This window comes from Rhizobium sp. BK619, assembly GCF_014195245.1.
Classification (GTDB): domain Bacteria; phylum Pseudomonadota; class Alphaproteobacteria; order Rhizobiales; family Rhizobiaceae; genus Rhizobium; species Rhizobium acidisoli.
Genome location: NZ_JACIBH010000001.1, coordinates 162,535 through 175,453, shown reverse-complemented (window position 1 = coordinate 175,453; position 12,919 = coordinate 162,535). Strand labels below are relative to the sequence as shown.

At 62.5% G+C, this 12,919-nt stretch carries 12 protein-coding genes; 5 read left to right on the top strand and 7 right to left on the bottom strand.

The window, feature by feature from the left end; translation table 11 throughout:
* Positions 1-2: 2 nt before the first annotated feature.
* The gene (cobG, locus tag FHX14_RS00795; RefSeq protein ID WP_184375452.1) at positions 3-1,385 is read right to left on the bottom strand and encodes a precorrin-3B synthase; all 1,383 of its coding nucleotides are present in this window, start codon (positions 1,383-1,385) and stop codon (positions 3-5) included.
* Between the two features lie 70 nt (positions 1,386-1,455).
* On the bottom strand, positions 1,456-2,220 hold the full coding sequence (gene cobF, locus FHX14_RS00790; protein WP_184375450.1) for a precorrin-6A synthase (deacetylating): 765 nt from the start codon (positions 2,218-2,220) through the stop codon (positions 1,456-1,458).
* Between the two features lie 201 nt (positions 2,221-2,421).
* On the opposite strand from cobF, the gene repA reads away from it, so the two are divergent.
* From repA to FHX14_RS00770, 4 genes are all read left to right on the top strand, one after another.
* Positions 2,422-3,618 carry a plasmid partitioning protein RepA gene (repA, locus tag FHX14_RS00785; protein ID WP_003594998.1) on the top strand — a complete coding sequence of 399 codons (1,197 nt, stop codon included), beginning with the start codon at positions 2,422-2,424 and terminating at the stop codon, positions 3,616-3,618.
* Positions 3,615-4,610 carry a plasmid partitioning protein RepB gene (repB, locus tag FHX14_RS00780; protein ID WP_184375448.1) on the top strand — a complete coding sequence of 332 codons (996 nt, stop codon included), beginning with the start codon at positions 3,615-3,617 and terminating at the stop codon, positions 4,608-4,610. Before repA ends, repB begins: the two co-directional genes overlap by 4 nt.
* Before the next feature lie 154 nt (positions 4,611-4,764).
* Complete coding sequence (gene repC, locus FHX14_RS00775) at positions 4,765-5,979, top strand: plasmid replication protein RepC (RefSeq protein WP_184375446.1); 1,215 nt, start codon at positions 4,765-4,767, stop codon at positions 5,977-5,979.
* Positions 5,980-6,159: 180 nt separating this feature from the next.
* Positions 6,160-7,293, top strand: a complete 1,134-nt coding sequence (locus tag FHX14_RS00770; RefSeq protein WP_003595002.1) for an RHE_PE00001 family protein — start codon at positions 6,160-6,162, stop codon at positions 7,291-7,293.
* Positions 7,294-7,415: 122 nt separating this feature from the next.
* Here the strand turns inward: FHX14_RS00770 and FHX14_RS00765 are convergent, their stop codons facing one another.
* The 3 genes from FHX14_RS00765 to FHX14_RS00755 are packed head-to-tail and all read right to left on the bottom strand — an operon-like array spanning position 7,416 to position 9,440.
* Positions 7,416-8,126, bottom strand: coding sequence for a Bax inhibitor-1/YccA family protein (locus tag FHX14_RS00765; RefSeq protein ID WP_003595003.1), 711 nt, complete (start codon positions 8,124-8,126; stop codon positions 7,416-7,418).
* Positions 8,127-8,146: 20 nt separating this feature from the next.
* Complete coding sequence (locus tag FHX14_RS00760; RefSeq protein ID WP_003595005.1) at positions 8,147-8,914, bottom strand: anti-sigma factor; 768 nt, start codon at positions 8,912-8,914, stop codon at positions 8,147-8,149.
* The gene (locus FHX14_RS00755) at positions 8,901-9,440 is read right to left on the bottom strand and encodes a sigma-70 family RNA polymerase sigma factor (RefSeq protein ID WP_003595007.1); all 540 of its coding nucleotides are present in this window, start codon (positions 9,438-9,440) and stop codon (positions 8,901-8,903) included. Before FHX14_RS00755 ends, FHX14_RS00760 begins: the two co-directional genes overlap by 14 nt.
* Positions 9,441-9,594: 154 nt before the next feature.
* On the opposite strand from FHX14_RS00755, the gene FHX14_RS00750 reads away from it, so the two are divergent.
* Entirely contained in the window at positions 9,595-9,876 is a 282-nt protein-coding gene (locus FHX14_RS00750; protein WP_054184022.1) for a hypothetical protein, read from the top strand.
* A 26-nt stretch (positions 9,877-9,902) separates the two neighbouring features.
* On the opposite strand, the gene cueR is transcribed toward FHX14_RS00750, so the two are convergent.
* Positions 9,903-10,292, bottom strand: coding sequence for a Cu(I)-responsive transcriptional regulator (gene cueR, locus FHX14_RS00745; RefSeq protein ID WP_003595010.1), 390 nt, complete (start codon positions 10,290-10,292; stop codon positions 9,903-9,905).
* A 9-nt stretch (positions 10,293-10,301) separates the two neighbouring features.
* Positions 10,302-12,827, bottom strand: a complete 2,526-nt coding sequence (locus FHX14_RS00740; protein WP_184375444.1) for a heavy metal translocating P-type ATPase — start codon at positions 12,825-12,827, stop codon at positions 10,302-10,304.
* Between the last annotated feature and the right edge of the window lie 92 nt (positions 12,828-12,919).

Below are 12,919 nucleotides of genomic sequence, written 5' to 3'. Positions count from 1 at the left end.
TCTTATTCCTGTCGCAGCGCCTTCGAAACGCCGATTGCGCCAAGCCGTGTAAGGCAGGCGGCGGCCGATTCGCCAGCGCCTCTCTTGTCTTCGATGGACCGGGCGAGCCTCTCTATAGCGAAATCGATCCGACCGCCAGCGATCCGTTCGTCCGGCTGATCCGCCGCTAACCCGTCGAGGATGAGGTCGTAACCTGTCGCTGTGCCCGTCAGCGTCAGTGCCGGCCGCGCATGTGCGCAGCCCTTGGCACAGCCGGAGAGATGCAGCGTAAGCGAACCGTCGAAGAGGGCAGGTGCTGCGGCGGTGATGCGGCGAGCCAGGGTTCGGGTCTCGTAGAAGGCGGAACCGCAGGCGCCGGCTCCGGCGCAGGCGGCGATATGTTCGCTGGTCTCGCCGGGCTGCGCGCTGAAGCCATATTTGGCTGAGGCGATCTGCATAGCCGGCACTCTATCAGCCTGTAGGCCAAGGAAGAAGAAACCGCGACCGGGCGCCAGCCGAATGGCCGTCGCGCTGTGGGCTTCGGCGAGATCGAGCAGAGCGATCAGATCGGACGCCCGCATCTGTCCGAATTCGGGCCTGACGCCGAGTACAGTTTTGCTGTCTGCCAGCCGATGGAGGCCGGAAAGCGGTATGCTTGCTGCGCGAGACGAAATGCAGCGAATGTTATCCACAGCCGGAAAATACGCCCGCAGACGCGCCGGATCGATATCTCGTGTCCGGCTGCCCTGGCCGAGGGCTGCCAGCAGGCTCAGAATGTTGCCGACGGCTGATACCGCGGCCTCCATTGGCCCGACGGCCACCGGCATTGCAGTTTCACCGTCGCCATTGATCGCGACGAGCCAATCTGCGGGCGATTGCGCGACGATGCGGATATCTGCGGAAAGTGCCGACAGCCCGAATGCTCCACCGCCGTCGACAACGATCGACAGTTTTGGCGCGAGCCGCTGCGAGGCGATGAGGTCGTGAAGCGTGCGGCGCAAGGCCATTTCCATTACGGCCGGATCGCTCCGCTCTTGCGGGTCGATACCATGCAGCGGCGAAATCTCGATCCCCGGCCCGTCCGGCACGGTGATCCCGGCGGCATCGATATCGGCGGCAAGCTGTCCGACGGTCTCGGCCCGCAGTCCGCGAATCTGCAGATTGCCGCGGGCGGTGATTTCCAGAATACCGTTTCCATGCGCAGCGGCTGAGCGGGCAAGGGCTGCGAATTGCGGCAGCCTCAGCGCGCCGCCGGCCGGCCGCAGCCGCACCAGCAGGCCGTCACCGGTCGGCATCGGCGTGGCCAGAGCGGGGCAGGCGCCGCGCCTGCGCATCGCCACCGCCGGGCGGCCGTGCAGATCCGCCTCGCCTGTCCCGTCGATCGTCGTTGTGGCCTCATTGCTCATTCGTGATCCTCTGACCATTTCTTACATGATCGCAGCGGCGCGGCAAAACATGTGGAAAACGTCCGGCCGGCTATTCCTCGAAATCCCGTCCTTTTCGCAGCAGATAGATATCCATAATCCAGCCGTGCCGTTGCCGTGCCTCGGCGCGGAGCGCATGAATCTCGGTGGCGATATCCCCAAGCCGTCCCGCTCTGACGATCTCGTCCTTGGTGCCGAGATAGGCGCCCCAAAAGATTTCGGCGTCGGGATCGTCGATCTTCGCAAAAGCCTGTTCACCGTCGAGCATGACGACCGTCGTGGAGGCCTGGAGCCCGTCCCGCGCCAGCCGGCGCCCGGTGGTGATCTCGACCGGCTTTCCCACCAGGTTGACCGGGATCCTGTGGCTGGCCGCCAAGGCCTGAATGCTGGTGATGCCGGGAACGACGCTGTAATCGAAATCCAGCCCGGTGTCCTGCCGCACCCGTTCGATGATGCGGATGGTGCTGTCGTAGAGGCTCGGATCGCCCCAGACGAGAAAGGCGCCGCGGCCGTCATCGGGGAGGCCGGAGATCAGCTCTTTATAGATAAGGGCAATCTCGGCATGCCAGCTATCGACGCTTTGCGTGTAGCTTCTGTCAGCAGTCTGCCTTTGCGGCAGGGCGAATTCTGAAATCCGAATCCCCGGCCGGGTGGCATATCGTTCGCAAATGTCTCGCCGGACCTCGGCAAGCTCTTCCTTGGCTGCGCCCTTCAGCGGCAGGAATATCACGTCGGCGGCGATCATTGCGTTGATTGCCTGTATGGTGACGTGCTCCGGATTGCCCGTGCCGATACCGATGATATGGATGTGCTTCAAGCCGATAGTCCCCGTGAGTCCCGGCGGTCTTGCCGAAAAAGGCGGTGTTCTGCAAGGGCGATGGCAGAGAGTTGGCCGCGGCCAACCGGGCCGGAATGCGTCTCGGCCCCTATTGTTGCCGCAAATTGCGAATCGTGTCACCTTCAATACGCTTTTTGACGCTATGTTGACGAAAAAGCGCATCGAAAAGGATTGGGTGTTTTGGACAACATTAGCGTATCGACGACAGATGTGCGGATCGAGCGGCATGCGAACCAGCTTTCGCGGCAACTGAAGCTGTTGCGCGAGAAGCTGTTTCCGCCGCTGTCGCAAAAGACGCTGCGCACATTTTCCTCAGGCGAGGCCGCCCAGATGATCGGCGTCTCCGACGGCTATCTTCGCCAGCTTTCGCTGGATGGCAAGGGGCCGCAGCCGGAACTTTCCCAGAATGGCCGGCGCTCTTATACGCTCGGCCAGATCAATGAATTGCGCCATTATATGGCAAAGCTGAAGCCGAAGGATGCGCTGTCCTACCTTCCCTGGCGGCGCGCCGGCGAGAAGCTGCAGACGGTTGCCGTCACCAATTTCAAGGGCGGCTCGGCCAAGACCACGACGACACTTTATTTGGCGCAGTATCTGGCGCTGGCGGGTTATCGGGTACTCGCCATCGATCTCGATCCGCAGGCATCGCTCTCGTCCATGCTCGGCGTGCAGCCGGAATTCGATCTATCCGATGGTGATACGCTTTATGGCGCAATTCGCTATGATGCCGATCGCAAGCCGCTGAAGGACATTATCCGCAAGACTTATTTCGATGGTCTCGATCTAGTGCCGGGCAATCTTGAATTGATGGAATTCGAGCATGAGACGCCGCGGGCGCTCAGTGATCGCCAGCGGCCCGGCGAACTGTTCTTCCGCCGCGTCGGCATGGCGATTGCCGAGGTCGAGGCCGACTACGACGTCGTGGTGATCGACTGCCCGCCGCAGCTCGGTTACCTGACGCTCGGCGCCGTCTGTGCCGCCACGTCGCTGCTTATCACGATCCATCCGCAGATGGTCGATGTTGCCTCCATGTCGCAATTCCTGCTGATGACCTCGGATCTGCTTTCGGTCGTGCGCAAGGCCGGCGGCGATCTGCAGCACGATTTCATAAAATATGTCGTGACCCGTCACGAACCTTTCGATGCCCCGCAGTCGCAGATCGTCGCGCTGTTGCGCAGCCTGTTCAGCGATGACGTGTTGACGGCGACCATTCTCAAATCGACGGCGATCGCCGATGCCGGCCTGACCAAGCAGACGCTCTTCGAGATCGAGAAGGGGCAGGTGCGTCGCTCGACCTATGATCGGGCGCTGGAATCGGTCAATGCCGCCAACGGCGAAGTTCTCGCCGGTATTCACAAAGCCTGGGGCCGCACATGAGCAGACGCGATCGCCTGAAAGGTCTCTTCGACGACACGGCGCAGGAGTTGGCCGCGGCCAACTACGACGAGACCTCTTTGCGCGGATCGGCCGGGCCGGTTCGGACGATGGCGCTGACGCTTGGACGCATGGAGGAAGAGAGCAGGGCGATGCAGGAGGCTTTACTCTCCGGCGAACGCATCGTCGAGCTCGATCCCGACCTGATCGATTCTTCCTTCGTCCGCGATCGCCTTGCCGATCAGCCGCTCGATATCGAGGATGAACTAGTGCGGTCGATTGCCGAGAACGGCCAGGAAGTGCCGATTCTCGTTCGCCGCCATCCCCATGATGAGAGCCGCTACCAGATCGCTTACGGCCATCGCCGCCTGCAGGCCGTCAAGCTGCTCGGGCGCAAAGTGCAGGCGATCGTCCGCAAGCTCGACGATATCGATGTGGTCATCGCCCAGGGCATCGAAAATTCGGCGCGCCGGAACCTTTCCTATATCGAGCGGGCTGTCTTTGCCCTCAATCTCGAGCTCAAGGGTTTTGAGCGTCCCGTTATCATGAAGGCGCTGTCGACTGACAAGACCGAGCTTTCGAAGCTGATCACCGTCGCCAAGGCGATCCCGGCCGATATCGTCAAGGCGGTCGGCGCTGCACCCGGTATCGGGCGTCGTAAATGGATGGCGCTTGCCCAGGACTGGAACGGAATGACAGCGGCGCGGCTTGCCAAGCTCGTCGGTTCGCCACGGTTCACGGCTGAGGAAAGCGACCGCCGCTTCGAGCTTCTGGTTGCCGAGCTGGCCAGGAAAGAGGCGAAGCCGGAACCCACGGAATATGACTGGAAGCCGAAGAGCGGCGGCAAGATTGCCGGCCGAATCAAGAGCGCCGGCAATTCCTTTACGATCGCGTTGAAAACCGGCGACGCGCCGGATTTCGGCGCTTACATTTCACGTCGTCTCGATGAGCTTTACGAAGCCTATCGGGCCGGTAGGTTAGAAGCAGGAGAGTAGGCCGCAAAAGAAAAAAGCCTCCGAACGTTGCCGCCGCGGAAGCCTTTCTCATATCTGGACAATCTGAGAATCGCACTTCCTCGAATCGCTGTCAAGCATCTTCGGCATCCTTTTGGGTGGTAGACTTCTTTTGCCTTGAGAAAAGGTGAGGGACATGGAGCCTCAATATGTATCGACGCCCTTTGGGCGGCGATCGATGACGCTTGGCATGCTGGCAAGCCAGGAAAATGCCAGCAAGGTCGAATCCGACGCATCGGTCGACAAGTGGAAGATCTTTCGCGCGCTCTGCGAAGCAAAGGACATGGTCGGCGTATCGGACCGTGCGCTCGCTGTTCTCAACGCGCTGCTGACTTTTTATCCGAAGAACGAGATTGCCGAGGCCAACGGTTTCGTTGTCTTTCCGTCGAACGAGCAGTTGTCGCTGCGGACGCATGGCATGGCCGGCACGACGTTGCGGCGGAACCTGGCGGCGCTGGTGGAGGCCGGCCTGATTATCCGGCGGGATAGCCCGAACGGCAAACGTTTTGCCCGCCGTAACGGCGAGGGCGGGCTTGGAGAGGCGTTTGGCTTCAGCCTGGCGCCGCTGCTGGCGCGCGCCGGCGAGATCGAGGCGCAGGCGGCTCAGGTGCTTGCCGGCAAGCTCGAATGGAAGCGTTTGCGGGAGCGGCTGACACTGTGCCGGCGTGATATCACCAAACTCATCGAGATCGCCCTGGAAGAGGCAATTGCCGGCGAATGGCTCGAGATGCAGAGGCAATTCAATCTGCTTTCCGCAAGCCTGCCGCGACGCCCTTCGGCCGCCGAGATGAAAAGCCTGCTGACCGATCTCGAAGCGTTCCGCGAATTGATCGTCAAGACGCTGGAATTGAAGACGAAAACAGAAAAAACAGACGCCAATGACGGCCAGAACGGTCGGCACATACATAATTCAAACGCAAACCCCATATCTGAACTTGAACCAAGCTTCGAACCGAAGCAGGGGGAAAAGCCGGAGCAAGAAGCGCGTCCGTGGCGGGAGCCGCCAAAATCCTTCCCGCTTGCCATGGTGCTGCAGGCCTGCCCGGAGATCGTCGCTTATGGGCCGGGCGGCGGGATCGGCAGCTGGCGGGATCTGATGGCCGCGGCCGTCATAGTCCGTTCGACGCTGGGCGTCAGCCCGAGCGCCTATCAGCTAGCCTGCGATGTGATGGGGCCGGAAAACGCCGCGACGGTGATCGCCTGCATCCTGGAAAGGGGCGGCCATATCAACTCGGCCGGCGGCTATCTGCGCGACCTCACACGGCGGGCCGAGCGTGGCGAGTTCTCGCTTGGGCCCATGCTGATGGCGCTGATGCGGGCAAATGGTCCGGCAGCAAGGAAAACCGGATGAACGGCGATAAAAAAGTTTCGCGCCAGCTGCGCCAGCTAGAAGATATGCGGAGCGTCGCTCAGCCGTCTCGACCGCTTCCTTCCCCGACCATTTTGTTGAAATGCGCCGTTAACCATGTCATAGATGGCGGAAGGAAACGTCTCCTTTGCTTCCATTTGTGAAAAACCGTAAAGCTTAACAATGCGCTACGAAATCGATGCTGCGATGCTTCAAACCCTGCTTCCATCCTTTGCGGCAGCAGAGGATGCGCTGGCACGGCTGGATGAGCGGGTGGTGCGTTCGCCGGTCGGCGAGGGGTTCGCCGAACGCAGTCATTTCTTCGATGCCGCCGGTGCGCTGTGGGTGGCCGGCGAACTCGTGCATGTCGAGGATCTGGTTTTGCACGATGCGCATATGGACAGCCGGGCGCCGAGCCACGAGCTGACGATCGCCCATTCCGTGCTGCGGGCCCGCCGGCGCATCTGGACCGGCGAACCCGCCTGGGCGCTCGGAGCTTCGGGGCTTGCGACGCTGACGGCGACGCTCGGGGAAGGGGAGGGGACGGCGACTGAAGTAAAGAGCCCCGCGGTTCCGGCCGAGACCGACGAAGAGGGCGGGGATGAGGGCGGGCCGCTGGCTGCCGAGATGGCCGAGATCGATGCATTGCTTGCCCGCTCGCAGAAGCTGCTCGACATCCATACAGGCAAGGTGCCGGCAAGCGAGACGGCGGCCGCTGCCCCGGCAAGACGCAGTGACGATCCTCTCGGCCTGCTGCGGGATGACGAATGGGACGAGGAACAGCGGCTTGCCGAGTGGCGCGGCCTATTGCCATTGGCCGACAGCCTGCCGCCGGTTCTCGGCGCGATCATTCTTTTCGAAGCCTGGGAAAGGATCGAGCCATTGCGGCGTCAGCACTGGCTCGGCGGTCTTCTGGTTGCAGGGCATCTGCGCGCCCGCGGCAAGGTCGCCTCGCATCTCTTTTCTTTTTACGGCGGGCTGAAGCTGGTGCGCCACGAACGTCGCCGGGCGCGCGACCGGGCGACGCGGCTGCAGGCCTTCCTTGAGGCGATGCACCTGGGGGCTGCCGCCGGACTGAAGGAACTCGACCGGTTGTCGCTCGCACGCACGCAGATGGAGCTGCGCTTTCGCGGCCGCCGCTCGAATAGCAGCCTGCCAGACCTTGCCGATTTCATCCTGTCGCGGCCGATGGTCTCGGCGGCGATGATTGCCCGCCATCTGCGCATTACGCCGCGCGGGGCGCTGAACCTTGTCAACGAGATCGGCATTCGTGAAATCACCGGGCGCGGTCGCTACCGCGCCTGGGGCATCATCTGAAACGAAAATGGCCGGGTTGTCGACCCGGCCATCTCCTTTTAAGTGAGCACCCGATCCGCCATCCTGTCATAGACTGCAGACCAGGCGCTCTTGCGCTTCCATTGCCCCCAGAAGCGCAGTCCCTATTCCCGCTCGCCGGTGAAGTTGAGCAGAAGCTGGAAGATGTTGACGAAGTTCAGGTAGAGCGAGAGCGCACCGAAGACGGCAAGCTTCTGGTTCGATTCCTGATCGTAGTTTTCCGAGTACTGTTCCTTGATGTTCTGCGTGTCGTAGGCGGTGAGGCCGACGAAGACGACGATACCGATCACCGAGACGGCGAACTGCAGCGCCGACGAACCGAGAAAGATGTTGACGATGCTGGCGATGATAACGCCGATGAGACCCATCATCAGGAACGAGCCCATGCGCGACAGGTCACGCTTCGTCACATAGCCGTAAAGGCTGGTCGCGCCGAACATCGTGGCGGTGATGAAGAAGGTCCGCGCGATGCTCATCCCGGTGAAGACCAGGAAGACGGAGGCAAGTGACAGACCCATCACGGCGCAGAAGGCCCAGAAGGTGATTTGCGCGGTGCCGGCCGACATCGTCTGGATGCGGAACGAGAAGAAGAAGACGAAGGCGAGCGGCGCCAGCATCACCACCCACTTCAGCGGTGAGCCGAAGATCGGCACGTAGAGGGCGGGCGTCGAGCCGACGACGAAGGCGACGAGGCCGGTGATGACGAGGCCGAGAGCCATGTAATTGTAGACGCGCAGCATGTGCTGGCGCAGGCCTTCGTCGAAGACGGCCTGGGTGCCGGCGACGGCGCCGTAGCGGGAATTGATCGGGTTCATGCTGATCTCCTCGGTTTGAACTAATAGAGCGAACGGGCGAGCCGTTCGGCCGCCTGATCGAGATTGAGGCCGCTTTCGTCGGCGATCAGCGCATAGGCGACCTCGCCGATCTGCCAATAGGCGGCTTCGGCCTTCTCAAGTGCGAGATGGCTGACCGGCTTGACCTCGAAGGCGCCCGGGCGGACGGCGAAAAGCGATAGCCGCTTTCCATCCGATTGCTCGATCGCCATCTCGACGCTCGGGCCGAATTCGGATGGGAAGATCTGCACGTCGGCGACCTTCCAGGCCTTCGGCAGTTCCGGCATCACGATGGCGGTAGCGGCGCGAATATCGTCAGCGCTGTAGGTGGCCGGCGTCTGCGGAGGCATCGATTGGCGCAGGGCCGCGGTCTGATAGGCGCGGACAGCGTCCTCGACATAGGCGGGTGCCGGCACCGATGCCGATACCTCGGTTGCCGAGAAAGCGCCGAAGGAATTATGCGCCACCCAGCCGGCGGTCACCAGAATGCCGACGGCGGCAATGCGCTGCATGGAATGGAAGATGCGGCCGTAGGAAAGGCCACGTTCCAGCCGGCGGGCCGCATCGCGGGTCTCCGGGCGGCCGAAGGCGCTTTCGCCGGCCAGCGCCAGGCGCAGCTCGCCCTTGACGCTGAGGTCGGCCATGACCTTTGCGGCAATCGCCGGGTGGTCGGAGAGATAGGATTCCACCTGGATGCGGCGGGCGACATCGAGTTCGCCATCGACATAGGCGTCGAGATCGGCATCGAGGATCGGATCAATTGCTTTCATTGCCGTCTCCTCCGATCAGTCTCAGATGCGACTTGCGCGGTGTCTTCTCCTCGAATGCGCGCAATTGCGCGCGGGCGCGGGAGATGCGCGACATCAGCGTGCCTATCGGAATGCCGAGCGCATTGGCGGCTTCCTGGTAGGAAAGGTCTTCGATCGCAACGAGATGCAGCGCCTCGCGCTGTTCCTCCGGCAGGTCGAAAAAGGCGTCGCGCACCTGCTGCAGGCGCACGGCATGTTCCTGGCCGGCCGGTAGCGACTGCTCGGCCTCGACAGCCGCCTCGTCGTGACGGCGCGTCAGCGACCGGTTCTGGCGCAGACGGTCGATATGAGCATTGTGCAGGATGGAGAGCAGCCAGGTGCGCAGATTGCCGCCGCTGCGGAAGCTCTTTTTCTTCTCGAGCGCGCGCACCAGCGCGTCGTGCACCAGATCCTCCGCCTCGTCCGAATTGCGCACCAGCGAGCGAGCATAGCGCCTCAACGCTGCAAGCTGTCCGATGACGTCGAAGGGGCGTTCTTTGCGTTCCATGATTGAGTATACGCAAGCGCGGCCGATTTTATTCCCGGCGCACCTAAAAAAATCATGCGGGCCGAAGATGCCGTCGCCGCGCCTCAAATCCGCGATTGTTTATGACAACTACATGACAGATCATGACGCCGCTGATTTGAGGGGAAAATAAAGAATGAAAGATAAGAAGCGGGTCTACGAAGCTCTCGTAGACGGCGCCATGGAAGGGCTGACGGATCAGGCGCTCTATGATTTTGTCAAGGCGCGTTGTCCAAACGCCACCAGCAAGAAAATCGTCCGGGCCTCGCTTCTCGCCCTGATTGATCCTCATCTGCGAGACCGCAATATCCTCGACGTGATCTACGCGCTTGCGATCAAACATCGGCTGGATGACGGCGAGGGAGAGCGAACTCCATCCGCGCTGGCAGCCAATCAGAATATGCCGCAGCTTTCCTGAGCGCGCGTCTGCGTCTCCCGACCTACTCAGCCGCCGTCCGAAAGTCCTTCGAGGATTGGACAGTCCGGCCTGTCATTGCCGTGACAGGCATGCACGAGATGTTCGAGCGTGCGCCGCAGTTCCGAGAGCTCGCGGATCTTGCGGTCGATCTCGGCAAGTTTGGTCTCGGCGATATCCTTGACGTCGGCGCTTGCCCGGCTTTTGTCCTCGTAGAGCGCCAGCAACTGGCGGCATTCCTCGACGGAAAAGCCGAGACCGCGCGAGCGCTGCAGGAAGCGCAGCTTGTGAACGTCGGTCGCGGCATAGTCGCGGTAGCCGTTTCCGCCCCTTTCGGGGCGGATCAGGCCGATATCCTCGTAATAGCGGATGGTCTTTGAAGGCAGGCCTGAGCGTTCCGATGCTTCGCCGATATTCATCATCACCTCCTATAATCTTGCAAAGCGCAGTCTCAGCGCATTTGAAATCACCGAGACGGATGAGAGGCTCATCGCCGCCGCCGCGATCATCGGCGACAGCAGCAGCCCGAAGATCGGATAGAGCACGCCGGCTGCGACCGGCACGCCGAGTGCGTTGTAGCCGAAGGCGAAGCCGAGATTCTGGCGGATGTTGCGCATCGTCGCCTCCGCCAGCCGCCGCGCCCTGACGATGCCGGTGAGATCGCCCTTCACCAGGGTAATCCCGGCGCTTTCCATCGCCACATCGGCGCCGGTGCCCATGGCGATGCCGACATCGGCAGCAGCGAGCGCCGGCGCGTCGTTGACGCCGTCTCCGGCCATGGCGATGACGGCGCCCTTGGCGCGCAGTTCGTCGATCAGCGCGCTCTTGCCCTCCGGCAGCATGTCGGCGCGGACCTCGTCGATCCCCAGGCTTTTTGCCACGGCCCGCGCCGTGCGCTCGTTATCGCCGGTTGCCATGATGATCTTCAGGCCGCTGGCGTGCAGCGCCTTGATGGCGGCTTCAGTGGTCGGCTTGATCCGGTCGGCAACGGCGACGAGACCGGCAAGGGCGCTGTCGACCACCACGAACATCACCGTCTTGCCATCGCCGCGCAGGGCTTCGGTCTTCTCGGCAAGCGCCGAGGGATCGATGCCGAGATCGGCGAGCATCGCCGCATTGCCGAGCGCCACCATCGTGTCGCCGGCAAGGCCCTGAACACCCTTGCCGGTCCTTGCCTCGAAGCCGGTGACCTCGACGAAGGCGATGCCGCGCGCCTCGGCGCCGGAGACGATCGCTTCAGCCAGCGGATGTTCGGAGCCGCGCTCCAGGCTGGCCGCCAGCGACAGCAACCGGTTTTCGTCGGTTCCACCGAAGGCGACGATGTCGGTAAGCTTCGGCTTTCCCTCGGTCAGCGTGCCGGTTTTGTCGACGATCAGCGTATCGACCTTGGAGAAAAGCTCCAGTGCTTCGGCGTCCTTGATCAGCACGCCTTCTCCAGCGCCGCGCCCCGTCGCGATCATGATCGACATCGGTGTGGCAAGACCGAGTGCGCAGGGGCAGGCGATGATCAGAACGGCGACGGCGGCCAGCAGCGCATTGGCAAGGCTCGGCTCCGGGCCGACCGCTGCCCAGACGATGAAGGCAAGGATGGCCGCGGCGACGACCGCCGGCACGAAGAAGGCCGACGCCCGGTCGACTGCGCCCTGGATCGGCGCCCGCGAGCGCTGCGCCTTGGCGACCATGTCGACGATGCGCGACAGCACCGTGTCGGCGCCGACCTTCTCGGCCGACATCACGAGCGAACCGTTCTTGTTGATCGTGCCGCCGGTCAGTCCGTCGCCTTTCGATTTCTCCAGAGGCAGAGGCTCGCCTGTAATCATCGATTCATCGACGGTCGACTGGCCCTCGAGGACGGAACCATCCACCGGCACACGCTCGCCCGGGCGCACCCGCAGCCGGTCGCCGGTCTCAATCTCGTCCACCGGCACGTCACTCTCGCTGCCATCTGCACCAATGCGGCGCGCCGTCTTCGGCGCGAGATCGAGCAGAGCGCGGATCGCCGAACCGGTGCGCTCGCGTGCCTTCAATTCCAGCACCTGGCCGACGAAAACGAGAGCGACGATGACGGCGGCCGCCTCGAAATAGACGGGAACGGCCGCGCCGTGACCGCGGAAACTCATCGGGAAGATGCCCGGCGCAAGCGTTGCGACGAGGCTGTAGACATAGGCGGTGCCGACGCCAAGACCGATCAGCGTCCACATATTCGGGCTGCGGTTGACGACAGATGCCCAGGCGCGGCGGAAGAAGGGCAGGGCCGCCCACAGCACAACCGGCGTTGCCAACAGCAGTTCGATATAGGTTGCCTGCGGCTCGCCGATCATCTCCCGCAGAGGCAGGCCGAGCATCGGTCCCATGCCAAGCGCCAGCAGCGGCAGAGCCAGGATGGCGCTGACCCAAAGCCGTCTGGTGAAGTCGACAAGTTCCGGGTTCGGGCCTTCGTCATCAGGCGGAACGCCCATCGGCTCCAGCGCCATGCCGCATTTCGGGCAGTCGCCAGGCCGGTCGCTGACGACTTCCGGATGCATCGGGCAGGTATAGAGCGTGCCCTTCGGCGCCGGCTTTGCCGCCGGGCGGTTGCCGTCGCGATAGGCCGAGGGATCGGCTTCGAATTTTGTCTGGCAGCCGGCCGAACAGAAATAGAATTTCTCGCCATCGACTTTCAGAAAATGTTTCGCCGTCGAGCGATCGACAGTCATGCCGCAGACCGGATCCTTTGCCGTCAGGTAATCCTGCGGCGCAGCCGCAAACTTCGTCCGGCAGCCTTCCGAGCAGAAATGATAGAGGCGGCCGTCATGATCGAGCGAAGGCTTGCCGGCCTCCGGATCCACGGTCATGCCGCAGACCGGATCACGGGTTATGACGCCTGCAGCCTTTTCCCGGCCATGCCCACAACAGCTGTGACCGTCGCTATTGATGTGGCCGTGATGGTGATCGTGGTCGTGTTTGGTATTCATGACTATCTCCTATGCCCTGGGGGCAGTTGGAGATGCTTATCCACCTTCCAGCAACTGGAAGGTCAAGCGCTAATTTTGACAAGGCCGATTTT